The sequence below is a fragment of the Allotabrizicola aquatica (SeqCode) genome (assembly GCF_965194375.1).
Classification (GTDB): domain Bacteria; phylum Pseudomonadota; class Alphaproteobacteria; order Rhodobacterales; family Rhodobacteraceae; genus Tabrizicola_A; species Tabrizicola_A aquatica.
Genome location: NZ_CBDAEL010000004.1, coordinates 1 through 21,221 on the forward strand (window position 1 = coordinate 1; position 21,221 = coordinate 21,221).

Annotated in this window: 21 protein-coding genes; 13 read left to right on the plus strand and 8 right to left on the minus strand. The window is 60.9% G+C overall.

From position 1 onward, the window contains the following. Positions 1–346: transposase (locus tag AC72UB_RS06985; RefSeq protein ID WP_505189145.1), on the plus strand; the 346-nt coding region annotated here is incomplete at its 5' end. 246 nt (positions 347–592) lie between these two features. After that, a complete protein-coding gene (locus AC72UB_RS06990) occupies positions 593–1,006 on the plus strand; it encodes a hypothetical protein (protein ID WP_505189146.1) in 414 nt (137 codons plus the stop codon). 181 nt (positions 1,007–1,187) lie between these two features. Here AC72UB_RS06990 and AC72UB_RS06995 read toward each other — a convergent pair whose 3' ends face one another. The 7 genes from AC72UB_RS06995 to AC72UB_RS07025 all read right to left on the minus strand — a co-directional run bounded on the left by AC72UB_RS06995 (position 1,188) and on the right by AC72UB_RS07025 (position 10,157). Further along, the gene (locus AC72UB_RS06995; protein WP_505189147.1) at positions 1,188–3,611 is read right to left on the minus strand and encodes a GcvT family protein; all 2,424 of its coding nucleotides are present in this window, start codon (positions 3,609–3,611) and stop codon (positions 1,188–1,190) included. Positions 3,612–3,779: 168 nt separating this feature from the next. Further along, a complete protein-coding gene (locus tag AC72UB_RS07000; protein WP_463291063.1) occupies positions 3,780–5,087 on the minus strand; it encodes an ABC transporter permease subunit in 1,308 nt (435 codons plus the stop codon). Position 5,088: 1 nt separating this feature from the next. Next, the gene (locus AC72UB_RS07005) at positions 5,089–6,093 is read right to left on the minus strand and encodes a branched-chain amino acid ABC transporter permease (RefSeq protein ID WP_505189148.1); all 1,005 of its coding nucleotides are present in this window, start codon (positions 6,091–6,093) and stop codon (positions 5,089–5,091) included. 3 nt (positions 6,094–6,096) lie between these two features. Next, complete coding sequence (locus tag AC72UB_RS07010) at positions 6,097–6,813, minus strand: ABC transporter ATP-binding protein (RefSeq protein ID WP_463291061.1); 717 nt, start codon at positions 6,811–6,813, stop codon at positions 6,097–6,099. Beyond that, positions 6,806–7,597: an ABC transporter ATP-binding protein gene (locus AC72UB_RS07015; RefSeq protein WP_505189149.1), complete on the minus strand. Its 792-nt coding sequence runs from the start codon at positions 7,595–7,597 to the stop codon at positions 6,806–6,808. Before AC72UB_RS07015 ends, AC72UB_RS07010 begins: the two co-directional genes overlap by 8 nt. A gap of 123 nt (positions 7,598–7,720) precedes the next feature. Next, a complete protein-coding gene (locus tag AC72UB_RS07020; protein WP_463291059.1) occupies positions 7,721–8,917 on the minus strand; it encodes an ABC transporter substrate-binding protein in 1,197 nt (398 codons plus the stop codon). Positions 8,918–9,134: 217 nt separating this feature from the next. Beyond that, on the minus strand, positions 9,135–10,157 hold the full coding sequence (locus tag AC72UB_RS07025; protein WP_463291058.1) for a GlxA family transcriptional regulator: 1,023 nt from the start codon (positions 10,155–10,157) through the stop codon (positions 9,135–9,137). Between the two features lie 154 nt (positions 10,158–10,311). Here AC72UB_RS07025 and AC72UB_RS07030 point away from each other — a divergent pair, with 154 nt between their 5' ends. Continuing rightward, entirely contained in the window at positions 10,312–11,682 is a 1,371-nt protein-coding gene (locus tag AC72UB_RS07030; RefSeq protein WP_505189150.1) for a class II 3-deoxy-7-phosphoheptulonate synthase, read from the plus strand. A 45-nt stretch (positions 11,683–11,727) separates the two neighbouring features. Here the strand turns inward: AC72UB_RS07030 and AC72UB_RS07035 are convergent, their stop codons facing one another. After that, positions 11,728–12,366 (minus strand): PAS domain-containing protein, encoded by a 639-nt coding sequence (locus AC72UB_RS07035; protein WP_505189151.1) that lies wholly within the window; start codon positions 12,364–12,366, stop codon positions 11,728–11,730. A gap of 196 nt (positions 12,367–12,562) precedes the next feature. Here AC72UB_RS07035 and AC72UB_RS07040 point away from each other — a divergent pair, with 196 nt between their 5' ends. The 10 genes from AC72UB_RS07040 (at position 12,563) to AC72UB_RS07085 (ending at position 21,220) form a co-directional block, all read left to right on the plus strand. Next, on the plus strand, positions 12,563–13,474 hold the full coding sequence (locus AC72UB_RS07040; RefSeq protein WP_505189152.1) for a YicC/YloC family endoribonuclease: 912 nt from the start codon (positions 12,563–12,565) through the stop codon (positions 13,472–13,474). Positions 13,475–13,477: 3 nt separating this feature from the next. After that, positions 13,478–14,125 carry a guanylate kinase gene (gmk, locus tag AC72UB_RS07045; protein ID WP_505189153.1) on the plus strand — a complete coding sequence of 216 codons (648 nt, stop codon included), beginning with the start codon at positions 13,478–13,480 and terminating at the stop codon, positions 14,123–14,125. After that, complete coding sequence (locus tag AC72UB_RS07050) at positions 14,122–14,643, plus strand: gamma carbonic anhydrase family protein (RefSeq protein WP_505189154.1); 522 nt, start codon at positions 14,122–14,124, stop codon at positions 14,641–14,643. The genes gmk and AC72UB_RS07050 overlap by 4 nt, the downstream gene beginning before the upstream one ends. A 47-nt stretch (positions 14,644–14,690) precedes the next feature. Then, entirely contained in the window at positions 14,691–15,938 is a 1,248-nt protein-coding gene (locus AC72UB_RS07055) for a TCR/Tet family MFS transporter (protein ID WP_505189155.1), read from the plus strand. A 10-nt stretch (positions 15,939–15,948) separates the two neighbouring features. Then, positions 15,949–17,181 carry a DegT/DnrJ/EryC1/StrS family aminotransferase gene (locus tag AC72UB_RS07060; RefSeq protein WP_505189352.1) on the plus strand — a complete coding sequence of 411 codons (1,233 nt, stop codon included), beginning with the start codon at positions 15,949–15,951 and terminating at the stop codon, positions 17,179–17,181. 186 nt (positions 17,182–17,367) lie between these two features. Beyond that, entirely contained in the window at positions 17,368–17,724 is a 357-nt protein-coding gene (locus tag AC72UB_RS07065) for an NADH-quinone oxidoreductase subunit A (protein ID WP_463291068.1), read from the plus strand. Next, positions 17,715–18,248 (plus strand): NuoB/complex I 20 kDa subunit family protein, encoded by a 534-nt coding sequence (locus AC72UB_RS07070; RefSeq protein WP_282365840.1) that lies wholly within the window; start codon positions 17,715–17,717, stop codon positions 18,246–18,248. The genes AC72UB_RS07065 and AC72UB_RS07070 overlap by 10 nt, the downstream gene beginning before the upstream one ends. Positions 18,249–18,257: 9 nt before the next feature. Beyond that, positions 18,258–18,860 carry an NADH-quinone oxidoreductase subunit C gene (locus AC72UB_RS07075; protein WP_505189156.1) on the plus strand — a complete coding sequence of 201 codons (603 nt, stop codon included), beginning with the start codon at positions 18,258–18,260 and terminating at the stop codon, positions 18,858–18,860. 3 nt (positions 18,861–18,863) lie between these two features. Further along, positions 18,864–20,105, plus strand: coding sequence for an NADH-quinone oxidoreductase subunit D (locus AC72UB_RS07080; protein WP_505189157.1), 1,242 nt, complete (start codon positions 18,864–18,866; stop codon positions 20,103–20,105). Next, a complete protein-coding gene (locus tag AC72UB_RS07085) occupies positions 20,105–21,220 on the plus strand; it encodes an NADH-quinone oxidoreductase subunit E (RefSeq protein ID WP_505189158.1) in 1,116 nt (371 codons plus the stop codon). Before AC72UB_RS07080 ends, AC72UB_RS07085 begins: the two co-directional genes overlap by 1 nt. Position 21,221: the final 1 nt, after the last annotated feature.

Here is a 21,221-nt window from a genome sequence, read left to right on the forward strand (position 1 = left end):
GATCCATAAGTTCGGCCCGCCCGAGATCATGAACACGGATCAGGGCAGCCAGTTCACGTCCTTCGTCTGGACTGACAGGCTGAAACGGGTTGGCACCCGGATCTCTATGGACGGCAAAGGGCGCTGCATCGACAACATCTTCATCGAGCGCCTGTGGCGGTCCCTGAAGTATGAATGCGTCTATCTGCACGCCTGGGAAACCGGATCGCAGGCACGGGTCGGCATCGGGCGCTGGATCACCTTCTACAACCACCAACGCCCTCACACTGCCCATGGCGGCCAACCGCCCGCCGTGGTCTACTTTAACCGCATTGAAACCGATCAGCAGGTGCAGGCAGTAGCTTAAACAACCCGGAAAGCTGTCCAAGAGTTGGGGAGTAGCTCAGTGCACATAGAGTTCGCTTTTGGTCAAGATTGCGAGTTTTGAAAAAAATAAATATATTTTTCAATATTTTAGTATAACTTGTTGGTGAAGATAACCGCATTTATCGCGATCCATAGTCGCATTCGTCGTAGACCATAAAGGCCTAACAAAACGTGATACGGGCCGATCTATAGTCAACCCTGGTCCGCAGTCTTCAGTGAGAAAACGATGAAACTTGACGACCAGCCTTTACTTGCGCTCCTCGCCCAAAGAAGCGAGCGCTTCGCAAATCTAGAGAAGATCGTGGCGCGCGCAGTTCCGCTGATTGAGGCCGAGTTTGCACCGTTTGAGAAATACTCTGGCAAGGTCGCTATCAGCTTCGTAAGAGGGGCAAAAACCACGATCACCGCCGCTTGGCGCTATCGTCTGCCGTGCGGAAGCAAGATGGCGATCAAGGCGAACCTGGAGCTTCACCCGCAAGGTTGGATCATGAACGGTAATCAGCGGTCAGTGAATGTCTGGCCACTCTCGCCCGAGGCCGTCGCCGCTGCTTTCGTGCAGGTCAACGAGACGGTGGCTGAGGCGGCGTTCGAAGCAGTTGTGCTAGGCGAAGGCTGGCGGCTGCGGCACATTCTTCAATAGCAAGAAGTCGGGCGGCGAAATGTGTGGTATACATGATGGAATACTGGGTCTCCGCATTCAGTAAAAAACACTTTATTAACAATTAATTATGTAAATCTACAAGGGGGGCTGTCTGCCCCCCTTCGCGCGTTCCGCGCTCATCCCCCCGAGGATATTTTTCCCGCATTGAAGGCCCGAAGGATCAGGCCCGCATGCGGCCGCCATCATCCCACAAGGGGGCGAGGTGCACAGTGGCCTTGCGGCGTTCGCCAAGGATCTCGATTTCGCACACGAGGCCGTCTTTGACCTGGTCGGCGGGCAGGAAGCCTTGGGCCACCGATTTGCCCATCCAATGGCTGTAGCCGCCGGAGGTGCAGAAGCCCACGACCGCGCCGTCAAGCCAGATCGGCTCCCAAGCGACGACGTCGGATTCGTTGGCGTCCACCACGAAGGACACGAGCTTGCGCTTGGGTCCAGAGGCTTTTTCGGCGGTGGCGGCGGCTTTGCCGATCCAGTCTGCCTCTTTGTTCCAGCGGATGAAGCGGTCAAGCCCGGTTTCGCAGGGCGTGTAGTCGGGCGAGAACTCGCGGCTCCAGGAACCGAACCACTTGTCGAGACGCAAGGACATCATGGCGCGCATGCCGAAGGGGCGCAGGCCGAGGTCTTTGCCATGGGCGTTGAGCGTGTCCCACAGGTGGCGCACCGAGTGGATATCGCAGAAGATCTCATACCCCAGATCAGCGGTATAGGAGACGCGTTGCACGATGCAGTTTGCCATACCGACCGTCATGCGCCGCACGTCCATGAACTTGAACGCCTCGGACGAGACATCTGACCGGGTGCAGCGGGCCAGAAGCTCGCGTGCTTTGGGGCCTGCGATTTGGAAGCCCGACCGCGCATCCGAGATGTTTTCGACCTGCACACCGTCCATCGGGTTCATTTCGAACCAGCGCTGGTGCCAGCCTTGGGCGCCATAGCTGGCGGTCAGCTGGAATTCGGTTTCCGACAGGCAGGAGACTGTGAAGTCACCGATGATCTTGCCCGAATGGGCCAGCATCGGGGTCAGGGACAGGCGGCCCTGCTTCGGAATCGCGCCGGCCATGATGCGGTCAAGCCAAGCGCGGGCGTTGGGGCCTTTGACAAGGTATTTGCCGAAGTTCTGCAATTCGTTCAGGCCGACGCCCTCACGAACGGCCATGACTTCTTGGCGGGTGGCTTCCCATGCGTTGGAGCGGCGGAAGGTGGGTTCTTCATAGCGCGGCTCGCCGGGCAGGGCGTGGTAGTTCACCACCTCAAGCCCGTATTGCTGGCCCCAAACGGCGTTCATGCCGTCAAACACCTCATACATCGGGGTGGTGCGGAAGGGGCGGGCTGCCGGACGCTCTTCGTTCGGGTAACTGACCGAGAAGCGCATCTGGTAGTTTTCGATGACCTTCGGGACGGTATAGCCGGGCGAGGTCCAGGTGCCAAAGCGCGAGACGTCAAAGCCGCGCGGGTCGCGTTCGACCTCGCCGTGGATCATCCATTGTGCCAAGGCAAGGCCCATGCCGCCGCCTTGAGAGAAGCCCGCCATCACGGCGCAGGCTGACCAGTAGTTGCGCAGGCCTTGAACCGGGCCGATCAGTGGGTTGCCGTCAGGGGCAAAGGTGAAGGGGCCGTGGATCACGCGCTTGACGCCCGAGCGCTCCAGCACCGGGAAGCGGCGATAGGCGAAGTTGACCGAGTCTTCGATCTTGTCGAATTGCTCGTTCAAAAGCTCATGGCCGAAATCCCACGGCGTGCCGTCCACCGACCACGGCTCGCAGGGCTTTTCGTAAAAGCCGATGCAGAGGCCGCGGCCTTCTTGGCGCAGGTAGCTTTCGCCGCCCGGGTCCATCACATGGGGGAATTCGCGGCCCGATTTCAGGATGTCCATAATCTCGGGGATGTCATCGGTGACAAGATACTGGTGGGCCATCGGCAGAAGCGGCAGGTAAACCCCCGCCATCGCGCCGATTTCGCGCGCCCAGAGGCCGCCAGCGTTGACCAGATGTTCACAGGTGACGGTGCCCTTTTCGGTCACCACATCCCAGCCGCCATCGGCGCGCTGGTTGGTGGCCAGCACGCGGTTGTGCAGCACAATCTCGGCCCCGCCCATGCGGGCGGCCTTGGCATAGGCGTGGGTGGTGCCCGAGGGGTCAAGGTGACCGTCCAAGGGGTCATAAAGCGCGCCGATGATCCCTTCGAGGTTGACCATGCCATCGGTCAGCTTGGCGATTTCTTCAGGGCCGAGGATCTCGGTGTCCAGCCCCATATAGCGATGCTTGGCGCGTTCGGCCTTCAGCTGTTCAAACCGCGCCTGATTGTCGGCCAATGTGATGCCGCCCACGTGGTGCAACCCGCAGGACATGCCGGTGATCTCTTCCAGCTCTTTGTAAAGCCGGATGGTATAGCCCTGCAGCGCGGCCATGTTGGTGTCGCCGTTCAGGGTGTGAAAGCCGCCTGCCGCGTGCCATGTGGAGCCGGAGGTGAGTTCCGAGCGTTCGATCAGCATGACGTCGGACCAGCCGAGTTTGGTCAGGTGATACAGCACGGAACAGCCGACGACACCGCCGCCAATCACGACCACGCGGGCATGGGTTTTCATTCTGGGAGACTCCCTTGATCTGGTTTGATGGCACAATGGCGAGGAGGAGCGGCGGCTTCATGCTGTTTTGCGACAAATCATGTCGCAAAAAATAAGCGCGTTGCGGTGGATGCCATGACAAAGGGCCGAGATCGCTCTCGGCCCTTGGAAGCTGTGCCTGTGCGGCGGTTATTTCTCGGGGATCAACCCGCGCGGGGCAAAGCGCAAGACCAGCAAAAGCACGATGCCAAGGGTAACAAGGCGCATGTGCTGGGCGCTGTCGATCAGGTGGGTTTTCAGGTCACCCGGCGGCAGGGCGGCGGTGACATAGCCCATGAGGTTCGGGCCGAGATATTCCACCGCGAGCCAGAGCCAGCCGAGCAAGAGCCCGCCCAGGACCGCGCCCCAGTTGTTGCCAGAGCCGCCAACGATGACCATGACCCAGATCAGGAAGGTAAAGCGCAGGGGCGAGTAAACGCCGGGCACCAACTGCCCTTCCATCGAGGTGAGCATGGCGCCCGCAAGCCCGACGACGGCCGAGCCGATGATGAAGATCTGCAGGTGCCGACGCGTCACATTCTTGCCCATGGCCGATGCGGCCACTTCGTTGTCGCGAATGGCGCGCATCATGCGGCCCCAAGGGCTGTTCAGCGCACGTTCCGACAGCCAGATCAGCGCCAAAAGCACAGCGCCGAACATGGCGAGATAGAGGAGTTTCACCAAGATCGTTGACGAGGTGATCGGGCTCCAGCCCCAGCTGGTGACAAATTCGACATAGGCCGGGTTGGCCTGCAGATCGACTTCGTAAGGAACGGGCCAGGGACGAGGCAGGTCGATGATGTTCTTCACCCCGCGCGCGAGCCAGTCCTCGGATTTGATGACGACGATGACGATCTCGGCGATGCCAAGCGTGGCAATGGCTAGGTAGTCCGAGCGCAGGCCAAGGCAGATCTTGCCGATGACCCAAGCCGCAATCCCGGCCATCAGCGCGCCGACGGGCCATGCGACCAGCGAGGGCAGGCCAAAGCCGCCGATATTGCCATAGGTGGCGGGGTCGAAGGCCTCAACCGCGGCGACGCCGCTGTCAAAGACCGCGCGATAGAGGAAGAAGCCAGCGACGAGGAGGGCTGCCACGGCAAAGCCACGGGCGCGGCCCGGCTTCATGGCGCGGTAAAGCAGCGTTGCCGCCACGATCACGCCAACCCCGATCGCCAGACCGCCCAAGGTCATCCAACCGCCCGCGGCAAAGGCCTCGGGCACCGGACGGGCCGAGACCAGCACCACGGCCAGACCGCCCAATGCGACCGAACCGACTATGCCGGTGGAAAACAGCCCGGCATAGCCCCATTGCATGTTCACGCCCAAAGCCATGATCGCCGACAGGATGCCGATGTTCAGGATTTGCAAGGAGAGGTTCCAGCTTTGAAACACTCCGGTGAGGATGAACAACAGCGCCACACCGGCGAAAAGACCAAGATTGCGTTGGGTCTGGGTCATGTCATTTCCCCTTGAAGATGCCGGTCGGCATGAAGATCAGCACGATGATCAGGATCGCAAAGCTGACGGCCGATTTGTAATCGGTGGTCAAAAGCTGCATCAGCCCATCGGGTGCCATGCTGTCGGGCAGGACGTAGGTGGCGACCTTTTTCCAGGCATAGGTCATGATGACCTCGGACAGGGCCACGATATAGCCGCCCGCAATCGCCCCCAAGGGGCTGCCAAGACCGCCCACAACGGCCGCTGCAAAGACCGGCAGCAACAGCTGGAAATAGACGAAGGGGCGGAAGGATTTATCAAGTCCATAGAGCGTGCCCGCAATCACCGCCAAGGCGGCGGCGATGATCCAGGTGACCTGCACCACGCGGTCCGGGTTGATGCCAGAGAGCAGCGCCAGATCCTCGTTGTCCGAGAAGGCGCGCATCGACTTGCCGGTGCGGGTTCTTTGCAAAAACCAAAAGAGCGCGGCCACACAGATCACCGCCACAACCACCGTGACCGCAACCGTGGTCTTGATGACCAAGGGCTCGGCAAGGCCGGTGATCTCTTTGAAGGTTTGCGCGCTCAGCACAAAACGCTCACCATCCGCAAAGTTGCGCTCTTCCACGCCGATGATCAGGCGGACAAGGCCGTTCATCACGAACATGACGCCCGCCGAGACAATCACCAGAATGATCGGCGCGGCCTTTTGGGTGCGGTAGAACTTGTAGATGCCACGGTCAGTGGCCAGAACCAGCGCCGCTGTTGCGGCAATGCCAAAGGGCAGGGCGAGAAGCGCAGTCGGCAAGGGGCCAAAGGTAATGCCCCAAGATTGGAAGAGCCATGTGAACATGATCACAATGGCAGTCCCGAAGGCCATGGTGTCGCCATGCGCAAAGTTCGAGAAGCGCAGCACGCCAAAGATCAGCGTCACACCCAGCGCGCCCAAGGCAAGCTGGCTGCCATAGGCCACGCCCGGCACGATCACAAAGTTCAACAGGGCCACGAGGGCGTTGAGGAAATCCATATCTCAGCCCCCCAAGAAGGAACGACGGACCTCGGGGTCGGCCAAAAGGGCCTGTCCGGTGTCGGTGAAGCGGTTGGCGCCTTGGACAAGGACATAGCCTTTGTCCGCAATATCAAGTGCTTGGCGGGCGTTTTGTTCCACCATCAGAATCGAAATGCCTGTGCGGGCAATCTCGATGATGCGGTCGAACAATTCGTCCATCACGATGGGCGAGACACCAGCGGTGGGTTCGTCGAGCAAAAGCACCGAAGGCTTGGTCATCAGCGCCCGGCCCACAGCGACCTGCTGGCGCTGACCGCCCGATAGCTCACCCGCCGCCTGATGGCGCTTTTGGTGCAGGATAGGAAACAGGCCATAGATCTGATCCATGGTTTCCTTGATGCCCGCCTCATCGGTGCGGATGAAGGCGCCCATCTCAAGGTTTTCCTCTACCGTCATGCCGGTAAAGATATTCTGGGTCTGGGGTACAAAGCCCATGCCCTTGCGCACGCGGGCCTGCGGCGAGAGCTTTGTGATGTCCTCGCCATTCAGTTTCACGCTGCCACCGCGCAGGTTCAACATGCCAAAGGTGGCCTTCATGGCGGTAGATTTGCCCGCGCCATTGGGGCCGACGATCACGGCGATCTCGCCCTTGTTCACGGCAATGGTGCAGTTGTGCAAGATGTCGACGGTGCCGTAGCCCCCGGTCATATTCTCGCCGATGAGGAAGGGTTCAGCCATGGGCGGCCTCCTCTTTGACTTTGTTCTTCAATCCGGTGCCCAAATAGGCTTCGATCACGCGTTCGTCGTTTTTCACTTCATTCACAGTGCCTTGGGCCAAAACCTTGCCTTCGGCCATGCAGATCACAGGGCCACAGATGCGGCCGATGAAATCCATGTCATGTTCGATGACGCAGAAGGTATAGCCGCGTTCTTTGTTCAGCCGCACAATGGCATCGCCGATGGTGTTGAGAAGCGTGCGGTTCACGCCCGCGCCGACCTCGTCCAGAAACACGATCTTGGCATCCACCATCATGGTGCGGCCCAGTTCCAACAGTTTCTTCTGCCCGCCCGAGATATTGGCCGCCTTCTGGTCGGCCAGATGCGAGATGGTCAGAAACTCCAGCACCTCATCGGCCTTGTCGCGCAGGCGCTTTTCCTCGGCGGCAACCGCGCCGCGGCGGAAACAGGCGTTGAACAGGCTTTCGCCTGACTGGTTGGCGGGCACCATCATCAGGTTTTCGCGCACCGTCATCGAGCTGAATTCATGGGCGATCTGGAACGTGCGCAGCACCCCTTTGGCAAAAAGCTCATGCGGGGGTAGGCCGGTGATGTCTTCGCCTTGCATGGTGACCTTGCCCGAGGTGGGCGGCAGGCGACCAGCGATCACGTTGAAAAGTGTGGTTTTTCCCGCGCCGTTCGGGCCAATCAGCCCAGTGATCGAGCCGGTCTCAATCTTGAGCGAGGCCCCGTCAACGGCTTTGAAACCGCCGAAATGCCGGTGAAGGTTTTCGACAACAATCATGGTTCCCCCTGAAAAGCGGACGCCTCTTTTTGCCGGGATCAAACCCGGACTTGGGCGGCTTATCTTAAAGCAACGGCCCGAGGGATGGCCCCGGGCCGTGCAAAGTATCAGATCAGATGCAGATCAACGGAACTGAACAGTTTCGTAGACGCCGCCCTTGATTTCGAACTGCTTGTAGCGACCAGCGGATTCGCCGGGGCCGATCAGGGTCACGCCCGAAGCGCCATCATAGTCGATGGCGGTGCCAGCAGCGATCAGCTCAAGTGCCTTGCCCAATTCACCGGGCATGATCTTGACGCCCGAACCGTCAGCCGGGCCGTTGGCGATCTCAAGGATCTTGCCAGCGTAAACCTTGCTGTCGGTCGAACCTGCGGCGTGCATGGCCAGCATGATCAGCGCAGCGGCGTCATAGCTTTCCATGGTGTAAGGCGAGGTTGCGTCGAACGGGGTGGCTGCTGCCTTGCCCATTTCGGTCAGGATGGCAGCGCCGGGGCTGTCAGACTGAGCGACCTGGCCGTAGGAGCCGTCCAGAGCCGGACCGATCGCGGCGGGGAGCGAGTCACCCACCATGCCGCCGGGCAGACCGAACTGCGAGAAGGCGCCCGAGTCGAGCGAAGCCTGGATGATGCCCTTGCCGCCCTGGTCGAGGTAGCCTGCAACAACCAGAAGGTCGCCACCGGCCGCTGCCAGCGAAGCAACTTCGGCCGAGTAGTCAGCCTTGCCGTCTTCGTGCGGGATGTTGATGGTCACGGTGCCGCCCTGCGCGGTGAAGCCCGCTGCAATGGCTTCAGCCAGCCCCTTGCCGTAGTCCGAGTTGGAATAGGTCATCGCGATCGAGGTCACGCCCTTTTCCTTCAGGATCTCGCCCATGACTTCGCCTTCGCGGGCGTCGGAGGGGGCGGTGCGGAAGAACAGGCCGTCATCTTCAGCGGTGGTCAGAGCGGGCGAGGTGGCCGAGGGCGACACCATCGCGATGCCGTTCGGACGTGCAACGTTCTGCAGCACTGCGCCGGTCACACCCGAGCAGTCGCCGCCGATGATGCCTTTGACGCCTTCAGCGGTCACCATACGCTCAGCAGCCGAGGTGGCGGCAGCCGAATCGACGCAGGTCGAGTCGCCGCGCACGGACAGGAAGTTGTGAGCCGACTTGCCCGAAGCATTCACTTCAGCCATCGCAGCTTCGGCCGCATTGGCCATGTGGCTGGTCAGCGATTCGATCGGGCCGGTGAAGCCGATCAGAACGCCCAGTTTGACGTCTTCAGCCGATGCTGCACCGGTCAGTGCCAGCGTGGCGGCGGAAGCCATAAGAAGTTTTTTCATTGGTCTCTCCCATATTGGATCGCAATCCTGTGACCAAACTAGAGAGGCACCGCGAAAAAGGGAAGCCCCTTCATGTCGACAAGGTGCCGACACAAATCCAGGGTGGGCAAGAGCTTGCGAGGGGGCGGCGACGCCCCTCAGATGGGGTTCGCGGCGCCAAAGTTAAACCCCCAGCGTGCTGTGATCCGCAATCAGATCGCTGTGATAGAGGGAGGGATCAGATGGACAGTCGGCCCGCAATGGCGCCGGGCGTCAAGCCTTGGGTTCCGCGTTCACGGTAGGGCGTGGTGTTGTAATGGCTGCGGTAGCATTTCGAGAAATGCGACGGGCTGGCAAAGCCGCAAGCCAAGGCCACGTTGATCACGCTCATGTCGGTCTGCATCAACAGATTGCGTGCTTTTTGCAACCGCAACTCCATATAGTAGCGCTTGGGGCTGCGGTTCAGGTAGCGGCGGAACAGGCGTTCCAACTGACGGGTCGACATGCCAACCTCTTCGGCCAGATCGGCGGGCGACATCGGGTCTTCGATGTTGCCTTCCATCATCTGGATAACTTGGCTCAGTTTGGGGTGCCGCACGCCGATCCGGGTGGGGATCGACAGGCGCTGGCTGTCCTGATCGGTGCGGATTGAGGAGTAGATCAGCTGGTCGGCCACGGTATTGGCCAGATCTTCGCCCTGATCCGCCGCGATCACCTTGAGCATAAGGTCTATCGAGGAGGTGCCGCCAGCGGTGGACCAGCGGTTACCGTCCATCACAAAGACTGACTTGGTCAGTTTGACCTGCTCGAATTCCTCGAGAAAGCCGTCCTGATTCTCCCAGTGAATGGTGGCCTTCTTGCCATCAAGCAGGCCCGCCTTGGCCACCGTATAGGCCCCGGTGCAAAGTCCGCCCACTGTCACCCCGCGCCGCGCCTCACGGCGCAACCAGTTCAAGACACCCTTGGTTGAGGCCCGCTGCACATCGATGCCGCCACAGACCAGCACGATGTCATCCCGCTCAATCTCATCCAGTCCAATATCAAGCTTGAAGGACGCGCCGTTCGAACAGGCAACAAACTCGCCTTCACCGGCCAGAACCCAACGATACAGTTCTTGCCCCGAGACCCGGTTGGCAATGCGCAGAGGTTCGATAGCGCCCGCAAAGGACAGCATCGTAAAGCGTTCAAGCAGCAGAAAAACAAAGCGCTTGGGGCTGGCGGTCTTGGTGACCGAGGTGGCCTTGCGCTGAAGGTTGGACATCTTGCGACCTGTTTGTGTCGGTTTCGGTGTAAGGAAACAGGTATTGCACCGCTCTGCAAGGCGAATCCGCCTGATTTTTCACCCTTTCCGCCTTTGCATCCGCCGCATTTTTCCTTATACCGCGCGGCGATACCGCTAACGAAAGGGCAGGGCCATGACCAAGGGCTGGAAAAAGTCGGATTGGCGCGCAAAACCGCGCGTGCAGATGCCGGATTATCCCGATGCCGCCGCACTGGCTTCGGTTGAGTCGCAATTGGCCAAATACCCCCCGTTGGTCTTTGCCGGTGAGGCGCGGCGGCTGAAAAAGCAGCTGGCTCAAGCCGCTGAGGGCAACGCCTTTTTGCTGCAGGGTGGCGATTGCGCCGAAAGCTTCGCCGAATTTTCGGCCGACAACATCCGCGACACCTTCCGCGTTATGTTGCAGATGGCCGTGGTGCTGACCTATGGCGCCAAGGTGCCTGTGATCAAGGTCGGCCGCATGGCAGGCCAGTTCGCCAAGCCACGCTCGGCCAATACCGAGATGATTGGTGGGGTGGAATACCCCAGCTATCGCGGCGATATCATCAACGGGTTTGAAGCCACCCATGAGGCGCGGATCCCCGATCCGTCGCGGATGCTGCAGGCCTATACCCAAGCCGCGGCCAGCTTGAACCTTCTGCGCGCGTTCTCGACCGGTGGTTTTGCCGACATTCATCGCGTCCATTCTTGGACCTTGGGCTTTGCCGAACATGACAAGGCCGAACGCTACCGCGAGATTTCCAACCGCATTTCGGATGCTTTGGATTTCATGAATGCCGCTGGCGTCACCTCGGACAATGCCGAAGTGCTGAGCCGGGTGGATTTCTACACGAGCCATGAAGCACTGCTTCTGGAATACGAAGAAGCGCTGTGCCGGGTCGACAGCCTGACCGGCCAGAACGTGGCTGGGTCTGGCCACATGATCTGGATCGGTGACCGCACACGCCAGCCCGACGGCGCGCATGTCGAGTTTTGCCGGGGTGTGTTGAACCCAATCGGATTGAAGTGCGGCCCGACCACTACGGCGGAGGACCTCAAGGTGCTGATGGCCAAGCTGAACCCCGAAAATGAGCCGGGCCGTCTGACCCTGATTGCACGCTTTGGTGCGGGTAAGGTGGGCGACCATCTGCCGCGTCTGATCAAGACAGTGCAGGAAGAGGGCGCGAATGTGCTGTGGTCCTGCGACCCGATGCATGGCAACACGATCAAGGCGGCCTCGGGCTATAAGACCCGGCCGTTCGATTCGGTGCTGCGCGAAGTGCGGGAGTTCTTTGCCATCCACAAAGCCGAAGGTACCGTCCCGGGCGGTGTGCATTTCGAGATGACCGGCAAGGATGTGACCGAATGCACCGGCGGTTTGCGCGCGGTGTCGGATGAGAATCTGGCCGACCGCTATCACACCGCCTGCGATCCGCGTCTGAACGCGAGCCAAGCGCTGGAGCTGGCCTTCCTTGTGTCGGAAGAGCTGTCCGCCCAACGGGCCGAGGCGCGGCGCGCGGCGCTCTGATTTTTGCGGAAACGGGACAAAAGGCGGCCCCTTGGGCCGCCTTTTTCAATCACGCGAACTGACGAGACGCAGGTTAGGCCGCCCACTTGGCGGCTGAAAGCGATGAGGTTCTTCAGCAAAAGCAGATGCCATGCCGTGCGGTGCGATCCCCATCAGCGGCTCGCGCAGGATACGGCTGATGGCAAAACGGCGCGGGGCGCGGCCAATCTGGCCCTTGGTACACAGGCACCCCAGCGCCAGATCCGGCTCGCCATGGGCCCCGATAAGCGGCAGCAACAGCATCCGCGCCCATAGGGGGGGCCGCCCGATGCCGCGTTCGGCCTCAAGCCACAGGTGCAAAAGATGCTCGCCGCGAAAAAGCCCGCCCAAAGCCTCGGAGAGGGTGGCGCGCGCCACTGGTTCCAAAAGGGCTGTCACCGGCATGCCGCGCGGATCCATGCCCAGAAGATCGCTGAGCGCCATGCCTGCCAACCGCAGGCGGCCATGATGGGGGGCGATTTGCTCCACCAAGAACACCTGCTCCAAGGCCGAGGCGATGCCGCGTGGGTTTATGTCATCGCGCCGGGGCAGCTGGCCGGGCTTGCGCATCGCCTCCCAATAGGCGCGCACCGCCTGAAGCTGGTGGAAATCTGCGGTTTCGGCCCGGCTTTCGCCTTGGGTTGTGCCATCGATGAACCAAACCATGCCTGTTGTGCCTTTCTGTGCGGCCAATGCCGGATCACGGGGAACCGGGACGCAGACGCCGGTCCTGCCGCAAGGCCGAGGCTGGCCGACGCGCCGTATCCCTTAAGACTTTCCTAAGATACACGAGTTGAAACGCGTTTTGCGGACATTCTCGACAAATGGTAAACACTGAAAGCCGATAGCAAAGGAGAGGCCCATGCCTGTATCGAAGACCGTATCAATGACCGGATTCGCCGCGCGGCGCGGGCAGGGGGCGGGGCACAGCTGGGCTTGGGACATTCGCAGCGTCAACGGCAAGGGGTTGGATCTGCGACTTCGGGTGCCGGAGTGGATCGATGGGCTGGAACAGGCGCTGCGCGCCGAGATGGCCAAGGCGATGGGGCGCGGGAATGTCAGCCTGTCGCTGAAAGTCGCGCGCGATGGGATGTCAGAGGGGGCCGAAGGGCTGCGGGTGAACCCGCCCGCGCTGGCGGCGGTGCTGAAAGCCATGGCGGAGGTTGAGCAAACGGCGATGGATGCGGGCTTGACGCTGGCCCCGGCCAATGCCGCCGATGTGCTGGCGGTGCGCGGGGTTTTGGACACCTCAGCGGCTGAGATCGACACCGCGCCCCTGCGCGCCGCCATTTTGGCCGATCTGCCCGCCCTTATGGGCGAATTCGCGGCCATGCGCGCGGCCGAGGGTGCCGTGCTGGCCCGGTTGATCGGGGCGCAACTGGATGAGGTGGCGCGGCTGACCGAGGCGGCCACGCACGAAGCGGCGGCGCGCCGCGCCGCCGCCGCAGGCCATCTGCGAGAGGCTTTGGCGAAGGTCTTGGAGAATGTCGACGGGGTGGATGAAACCCGGCTTGCGCAAGAGCTGGCGCTTTTGGCGGTGAAAAACGACGTCACGGAAGAGTTGGACCGGCTTGGTGCCCATATCGGCGCGGCGCGCGCGCTTTTGGCGGACGGTGGCCCGGTGGGCCGCAAGTTTGATTTCCTGATGCAGGAATTCATGCGTGAGGCCAACACTTTGTGCTCAAAGGCGCAGTCGATGGCGCTGACGCGGATCGGGCTTGACCTGAAAACGGTGATCGATCAGATGCGCGAGCAAGTTCAGAACGTGGAATAGATCATGGCGCAGCTTCCCCCTCGGCGCGGGCTTTTGCTTATCCTGTCCTCGCCCTCGGGCGCGGGAAAATCGACGCTGGCCCGGCGGCTGATGGAATGGGACCCGTCTTTGCGGTTTTCAGTCTCGGCCACCACCCGCGCGCCCCGTCCGGGTGAGGTGGACGGGCGCGAATACTATTTCAAGTCGCGCACTGATTTCGAAGCCATGGTTGCCGCCGGTGAAATGCTGGAACATGCCGAGGTGTTTGGCAATTTCTACGGCAGCCCGAAGGGCCCGGTTGAGGCCGCGATGACCGAAGGGCGCGATACGCTGTTTGACATCGACTGGCAGGGTGGCCAGCAGATCCGCAACTCTTCGCTTGGCCGCGATGTGGTGTCAGTTTTCGTCCTGCCGCCGTCGATTGCCGAGCTGGAGCGCCGTTTGCGCGGCCGCGCGCAAGACAGCGATGAGGTGATTGCTGGTCGGATGGCGAAGTCGCAGTCTGAGATCAGCCATTGGGCGGAATATGACTATGTGATTGTGAACAACGATATTGATATAGCGTTCAATGACTTGTTGACCATTCTTCAAGCTGAACGCATGCGGCGCGATCGCCAGCCCGGAATGGCGGAGTTCGTTCGGGGCCTGAACAAGGAGTTTGATGCGCGATGATCTATGAACTGGACGGAATCCGCCCGCAGATAGACCCGTCGGCCTGGGTTGCGCCAACCGCGGTACTGATCGGCAATGTCATCGTGGGGGCTGGCGCGAACATTTGGTTCGGCGCCGTGCTGCGTGGTGACAATGAGCCCATCGTTGTGGGCGCGGGCAGCAATGTGCAGGAAAACGCTGTCTTGCACACCGATATGGGGTTTCCCCTGACCATTGGCGCCGATTGCACCATCGGCCACAAGGCGATGCTGCACGGTTGTACAATCGAGGCGGGCAGCCTGATTGGCATGGGCGCGACGCTGTTGAACGGCGCGAAGATCGGGGCGGGGTCTTTGGTCGGTGCTTGCGCCTTGGTGACCGAGGGCAAAGAGATTGCGCCGGCTTCGCTGGTCATGGGCGCGCCTGCCAAGGTGGTGCGGGAACTGGACGCGGCGGCGCAAGCGCGGCTTTTGAAATCGGCCGAAGGGTATCGCGCCAATGCGGCGCGCTTTGCCAAAGGCATGGTGGCGGTTGGCTGACCTCACGTCAGTTTGACACTTCCCCTTGGCAAACCTAGGGTCCGGCCATGAGCCACAACCTGACCAAACCCGCCAAAGACCGGGCGATGATCTTTATCCTGATCACCGTGTTTCTAGACATGGTGGGCTTTGGCATCATCATCCCGGTCCTGCCCGCGCTGATTGGCGAGGTGGGCCATGTCAGCCTTGGCGAGGCGGCGGTTTTGGGCGGCTGGATGGCCGCGGGCTATTCGCTGGCGCAGTTCCTTTCGGGGCCTTTGCTGGGCAACCTGTCAGACCGCTATGGCCGCAGACCTCTGCTTTTGCTGGCGATTTTTGGGCTGGGGGTGGATTTCCTGCTGCATGCTCTGGCGCCGACGATGGGTTGGCTCTTTGTCGGCCGCCTCTTGGCGGGGGTGTGCGGGGCAAGCTGGGTGATTGCCAATGCCTTCATCGCCGACATCACCGAGCCAGAGGATCGCGGCCGCGCCTATGGCCAGATGGGGGCGGCCTTTGGGCTGGGCTTTATCATCGGCCCGGCGGTAGGCGGGCTGTTGGGAGAGCTTGGCCCGCGTGTGCCGTTTTATGCCGCAGCGGCGGTGTCGGGGGTCAATCTGATCTACGGCTTCTTCGTCCTACCCGAAACGCTGGCCCCGCAGCATCGCCGCGCCTTTGACTGGCGCCGCGCCAATCCGTTCGGCGCGTTCAAAGTGTTTCGCAGCTATCCCGGCGTGGTGCCGCTCTGCGCTGTCATGGCGCTGTTTTTCTTCTTCACCTCGGTTTACCCCGCGATCTGGCCGTTTTGGGGCAAGGCGAATTTTGGCTGGTCCGAGGCGATGGTGGGTCTGACGCTGGCGGTGTTCGGGCTGGTGATGGCCGGGTTTCAGGGTTTTCTGACCGGTCCCGCTGTGGCGCGGTGGGGCGAGCAGAAGGTGGTGATGATCGGCCTTATCTCGGCCGTGATTGCGATGTTCGGCTATGGTGTGGTCGGCTCGTTGGTCTTGGTAATTGCCCTGATGATCGTGCACGGGCCCGAAGGGTTTGTGCATCCGATGCTGACCGCGATTTTGTCACAGCGCGTGCCAGAGAATGCCCAAGGCGAGTTGCAGGGCGGGATCAGCGCCATCACCAATGTGGCGATGCTGCTCGGCACAGTGTTCTTTGCCCAAGTCTTCGGCTATTTCATGCGCGAGGATGCGCCGATCCAATCCCCCAATGTGGCGTTTTATTTGGGCGGGATCGGGCTGGTGGGCACTGGGCTTTTCATGCTGACCGTGCTGAAGAAAGAACGCCGCGCGGGGCAACAGGATGGATGACGGGACCATGATCGAAGAACGCTTCTCGGGGTCGTTCACCCAGCAAGAGCCGATCCCCGAAGCCGGGATCGAGGCGGCGATGGCCGTGCTGCGCCATGGTCGTTTGCACCGTTACAACACCGCGCCGGGAGAGATTGCTGAGACCGCGCTTTTGGAAGAGGAATTCGCCGCGCTGATGGGGGCGAAGTATTGCCTTGCCGTGGCCTCGGGCGGCTATGCTATGGGCTGCGCGCTGCGGGCGATGGGGTTGCAACCTGGCGAACCGGTTCTAACCAATGCCTTCACGCTCGCCCCAGTTCCCGGCGCAATTTCTGCTGCGGGTGGCAGTCCGGTGTTCATTGAGGTGACCCATGATCTGACGCTGGACTTCGCCGATCTTGAGGCGAAGGCCAAGGCCACCGGCGCGCGGCTTTTGATGCTGAGCCATATGCGCGGCCATCTGTGCGACATGGAGGCGCTGGTGGCGCTGTGCGACCGGTTGGGCGTGCAGATCATCGAAGATTGCGCCCATACCATGGGGGCGGCTTGGAAGGGTGTCCCTTCGGGGCGGCAGGGCGCTGTGGGCTGCTATTCGATGCAGACCTACAAGCATATGAATTCCGGTGAGGGCGGCTTTTTGATCTCGGACGATGCCGAGATCATGGCCCGCGCCATCTTGCTGTCGGGCAGCTATATGCTCTACGCCAAGCACCGCGCCGCCCCCCCGGAAGAGGTGTTTCATCGGGTTCGGATGGAGATGCCCAATGTCTCGGGCCGGATGGACAATCTGCGCGCTGCCATCTTGCGCCCGCAACTCCCCATGCTGGCCGAGCGCGTGGCGCGGTGGGCGGTTCTTTATCAAACGCTTGAGGCGGGGTTGCAGGGGATTTCCGGGCTTCGGCTTGTGACGCGGCCCCCGGAAGAAACCTATGTCGGATCGTCGTTCCAATTTCTTTTGCCCGATTGGTCGGATGCGCGGATTGGTCTGTTCCTAACCCGCTGCATCGCGCGCGGGGTGGAACTCAAATGGTTCGGGGCCGATGAGCCGGTGGCCTTTACCAGCCGCTATGACCACTGGCGCTATGCCACGCCGCAAACCCTGCCGCGGACCGACCGCATCTTGAAATCGCTGATCGATATGCGCTTGCCGCTCACCTTTTCGCCCGAAGATTCGGCGCTGATTGCGCGGATTGTGCGGGCCGAAGCGCTGGGTGTGGGTCAGGGGCCAGAGCCTGACGCTGTCGAGCTGCCGCGCGTACAGTAGTGCGGGCCGTCAATTCGGCATACGATCGCATACAATTCGAGAAATCCGATGCTTCGCTGTGTCGAAATCCGCTGGGGATGCGTTGACCCCGGGCAGGGGCCGGGGTAAACGATGCCCAGAGTTTTTGCGGCCCCTGCGCCGTGGCGCGCCCAATGCCAGCCAAAGGAGACACTCGTGGACAATCCGATGTTGCGAGAATACCTGCCGATCCTCATCTTGCTTGCAATTGCTGTTGGGCTTGGCCTTGTGCTGATCCTTGCGGCTGCGGTGATCGCGGTGCGCAACCCGGACCCCGAGAAGGTCTCGGCCTATGAATGCGGTTTCAACGCCTTTGACGATGCCCGGATGAAGTTCGACGTGCGCTTCTACCTTGTGTCGATTCTCTTCATCATATTTGACCTTGAAGTTGCCTTCCTTTTCCCATGGGCGGTGGCCTTTGGTGAGATTTCGATGGTCGGGTTCTGGTCGATGATGGTGTTTTTGGCCGTGCTGACTGTGGGCTTTGCGTATGAATGGAAGAAGGGGGCTTTGGAATGGGCGTGATGACCGGAGCCAATACGGCTGGCGGCGACCGTGAGGTGGCCACCCAAGCCCTGAATCGTGAGCTGCAGGACAAGGGGTTCTTGCTGACCACGACCGAAGACATCATCAACTGGGCGCGCAATGGCTCGCTTCACTGGATGACCTTTGGTCTGGCCTGCTGCGCGGTTGAGATGATGCACACTTCGATGCCGCGCTATGACCTTGAGCGGTTCGGCACGGCCCCCCGCGCCTCACCGCGCCAGTCGGACCTGATGATCGTGGCCGGCACGCTGACCAACAAGATGGCCCCGGCGCTGCGCAAGGTCTACGACCAGATGCCAGAGCCGCGCTACGTGATCTCGATGGGCTCCTGCGCGAACGGCGGCGGCTATTATCATTACAGCTATTCGGTGGTGCGCGGCTGTGATCGGATCGTTCCGGTCGATATCTACGTTCCCGGCTGCCCGCCCACGGCCGAGGCGCTGCTTTATGGCATCTTGCAGTTGCAGCGGAAGATCCGCCGCACTGGCACCCTTGTGCGCTGAGAGGTTCAAATGTCTGAAGCCCTGCAAGAACTTGGCGCCTATCTCGAGCTGAAGCGGCAAGATGCCGTCATCGCCACCGAAGTGGCCTTTGGTGAGTTGAACGTGACCGTTCAGCTTGCGCATCTGGAAAGCTTTGTGGAATTCCTGCGCGATGACGCGGCCTGCCGGTTCACCTCGCTGGTGGATATCACCGCCGTCGACCACCCCGAGCGCGACCCGCGCTTTGACGTGGTTTATATGTTCCTCTCGATGTACCAAAACCACCGCATCCGCGTGAAGGTATTGGTCGGCGAGGAGGAGATGGTGCCCTCGATCGTTGAGATTCACCCCAGCGCGAATTGGGTGGAGCGTGAGGTGTTCGACATGTTCGGCATCCTCTTCTCGGGCCACCCTGACCTGCGCCGGATCCTGACAGACTATGGCTTCCGCGGCCATCCCTTGCGCAAGGACTTCCCGACCACGGGGTACACCGAGGTTCGCTATGACGAGGCGCAAAAGCGCGTGGTCTATGAGCCGGTCAGTTTGGTGCAGGAATACCGGCAGTTTGATTTCATGTCTCCGTGGGAGGGTGCGCAATACATCCTGCCGGGCGACGAAAAGAAGGCGGTGTAAGTCATGGACGGCGACATCATCCGTAACACCTATGACGACGGCAGCCGTGACGCCCAAACGGGCGAGCATCGCATTCGCAACTTTAATATCAACTTTGGCCCGCAACACCCTGCCGCGCATGGTGTTTTGCGTCTTGTGCTAGAGCTTGACGGCGAGATTGTCGAACGCTGCGACCCCCATATCGGCCTGCTCCATCGCGGCACTGAAAAGCTGATGGAAAGCCGGACTTACCTGCAAAACCTGCCCTATTTCGACCGGCTGGATTATGTGGCGCCGATGAACCAGGAACATGCCTGGTGCCTGGCGATTGAAAAGCTGACCAACACGCCGGTGCCGCGCCGGGCATCGCTGATCCGCATCCTCTATTCGGAAATCGGCCGGATTCTGAACCACCTTCTGAACGTCACCACGCAAGCTATGGACGTTGGCGCGCTGACCCCGCCGCTTTGGGGCTTTGAAGAGCGCGAAAAGCTGATGGTGTTCTACGAACGTGCCTGCGGCGCGCGTCTGCACGCCGCCTATTTCCGCCCCGGTGGTGTGCACCAAGATCTGCCGCCCGCGCTGATCGACGATATCGAACAGTGGGCGAAGGAATTCCCGCGTGTCTTGGGCGACTTGCATGGGCTCTTGACCGAAAACCGCATCTTCAAGCAGCGCAATGCCGACATCGGCATCGTCACGGAAAAGGATATCTCGGACTGGGGTTATTCGGGCGTGATGGTGCGCGGTTCCGGCTTTGCTTGGGACCTGCGCCGCAGCCAGCCTTATGAGCTTTATTCCGAGTTCGATTTCCAGATCCCGGTTGGCAAGAACGGCGATTGCTATGACCGCTATCTGTGCCGCATGGCCGAGATGGAAGAGAGCCTGAAGATCATCCATCAGGCGATTGCCAAACTGCGCGCGCCCGACGGCCAAGGCGACGTGATGTCGCGCGGCAAGATCAGCCCGCCCAAGCGCGGCGAGATGAAACGGTCGATGGAAGCGTTGATCCATCATTTCAAGCTTTACACCGAAGGCTTCCACGTTCCCGCCGGTGAGGTTTACGCCGCCGTTGAGGCCCCGAAGGGTGAGTTCGGCGTCTATTTGGTCGCCGACGGCACCAACAAACCCTACCGCGTCAAGATCCGCGCGCCGGGGTACATGCACCTGCAATCCATGGATTACATCTGCAAAGGCCACCAGCTTGCAGACGTCTCCGCGATCATCGGCACGATGGACATCGTGTTCGGGGAGGTTGACCGCTAATGCTGCGCCGTCTGCACAAAGACCAGCCTGCGTCCTTTGAATTCACCCCGGCGAACCTTGCTTGGGCCAAGGGGCAGATTTCCAAATACCCCGAGGGCCGTCAGGCTTCGGCGATCATCCCGCTTTTGTGGCGCGCGCAGGAACAGCACGGCTGGCTGACCCGTCCAGCGATTGAATATGTCGCGGATGTGCTCGGGATGGCCTATATCCGGGCATTGGAAGTGGCGACCTTCTACTTCATGTTCCAACTGCAACCCGTTGGGTCTGTGGCACATATCCAGATTTGCGGCACCACGTCCTGCATGATCTGCGGGGCCGAAGAACTGATTGCGGTCTGTCAGGACCTGGTTGCCAAAGCGCCGCATACCCTGTCGGCGGATGGCAAGTTTTCGTGGGAAGAGGTCGAATGCATGGGCGCTTGCGCCAATGCGCCGATGGCCCAGATCGGCAAGGACTATTACGAGGACCTGACGGCGGATAAACTGCGCGCCTTGATCGGGCGGTTCTCCAATGGTGAGGTTCCGGTTCCGGGTCCGCAGAATGGCCGTTACGCGGCTGAGCCTTTGTCTGGGCTGACCACGCTGAAAGACTTTGAATCGGGTCGGATGCAGTACAACGCCTCGGCGCAGTTTGCCGTGGACATTCGCGACACCGTCAAGCGCATCGATGGCACTGAAGTGCCTTTGACGACGCCGTGGCTGGGTAAGGCCGCGAAGGCGGCAAAGACCGAGGCCCCGAAAGCGGCGGCCCCGAAGGCGGCAGACGCGCCTGCCAAAACGCCTGTTGCGGCGAAGGTGGCCAAGCCTGCCAAGGCTGATGCGGCAGTCGGGGGCAAGCAGCCGAAGGGTTTGAAGGCCGCGAAAAAGGGTAAGGCCGATGATCTGCAGATCATCGAAGGCATTGGTCCGGCCTTGGAAAAGCTCTTGCACGAGCTTGGCATCTTCCACTTTGAGCAGATCGCCCAATGGGGCGAGGCCGAGATTGCTTGGATCGATGCCAATCTCAAGGGTTTCAGGGGCCGTGCGACGCGCGACAAGTGGGTCGCGCAGGCCAAGCTCATTGGTGAGGTGGGGACGGAAGAATTCCTCATCCGCGCCAAGACCAACAATTACTGAC

Coding starts and splice junctions, on each gene's coding strand:
- AC72UB_RS06990 (WP_505189146.1), top strand. CDS start 593: ATGAAACTTGACGACCAGCCTTTACTTGCGCTCCTCGCCCAAAGAAGC.
- AC72UB_RS06995 (WP_505189147.1), bottom strand. CDS start 3,611: ATGAAAACCCATGCCCGCGTGGTCGTGATTGGCGGCGGTGTCGTCGGC.
- AC72UB_RS07000 (WP_463291063.1), bottom strand. CDS start 5,087: ATGACCCAGACCCAACGCAATCTTGGTCTTTTCGCCGGTGTGGCGCTG.
- AC72UB_RS07005 (WP_505189148.1), bottom strand. CDS start 6,093: ATGGATTTCCTCAACGCCCTCGTGGCCCTGTTGAACTTTGTGATCGTG.
- AC72UB_RS07010 (WP_463291061.1), bottom strand. CDS start 6,813: ATGGCTGAACCCTTCCTCATCGGCGAGAATATGACCGGGGGCTACGGC.
- AC72UB_RS07015 (WP_505189149.1), bottom strand. CDS start 7,597: ATGATTGTTGTCGAAAACCTTCACCGGCATTTCGGCGGTTTCAAAGCC.
- AC72UB_RS07020 (WP_463291059.1), bottom strand. CDS start 8,917: ATGAAAAAACTTCTTATGGCTTCCGCCGCCACGCTGGCACTGACCGGT.
- AC72UB_RS07025 (WP_463291058.1), bottom strand. CDS start 10,157: ATGTCCAACCTTCAGCGCAAGGCCACCTCGGTCACCAAGACCGCCAGC.
- AC72UB_RS07030 (WP_505189150.1), top strand. CDS start 10,312: ATGACCAAGGGCTGGAAAAAGTCGGATTGGCGCGCAAAACCGCGCGTG.
- AC72UB_RS07035 (WP_505189151.1), bottom strand. CDS start 12,366: ATGGTTTGGTTCATCGATGGCACAACCCAAGGCGAAAGCCGGGCCGAA.
- AC72UB_RS07040 (WP_505189152.1), top strand. CDS start 12,563: ATGCCTGTATCGAAGACCGTATCAATGACCGGATTCGCCGCGCGGCGC.
- gmk (WP_505189153.1), top strand. CDS start 13,478: ATGGCGCAGCTTCCCCCTCGGCGCGGGCTTTTGCTTATCCTGTCCTCG.
- AC72UB_RS07050 (WP_505189154.1), top strand. CDS start 14,122: ATGATCTATGAACTGGACGGAATCCGCCCGCAGATAGACCCGTCGGCC.
- AC72UB_RS07055 (WP_505189155.1), top strand. CDS start 14,691: ATGAGCCACAACCTGACCAAACCCGCCAAAGACCGGGCGATGATCTTT.
- AC72UB_RS07065 (WP_463291068.1), top strand. CDS start 17,368: ATGTTGCGAGAATACCTGCCGATCCTCATCTTGCTTGCAATTGCTGTT.
- AC72UB_RS07070 (WP_282365840.1), top strand. CDS start 17,715: ATGGGCGTGATGACCGGAGCCAATACGGCTGGCGGCGACCGTGAGGTG.
- AC72UB_RS07075 (WP_505189156.1), top strand. CDS start 18,258: ATGTCTGAAGCCCTGCAAGAACTTGGCGCCTATCTCGAGCTGAAGCGG.
- AC72UB_RS07080 (WP_505189157.1), top strand. CDS start 18,864: ATGGACGGCGACATCATCCGTAACACCTATGACGACGGCAGCCGTGAC.
- AC72UB_RS07085 (WP_505189158.1), top strand. CDS start 20,105: ATGCTGCGCCGTCTGCACAAAGACCAGCCTGCGTCCTTTGAATTCACC.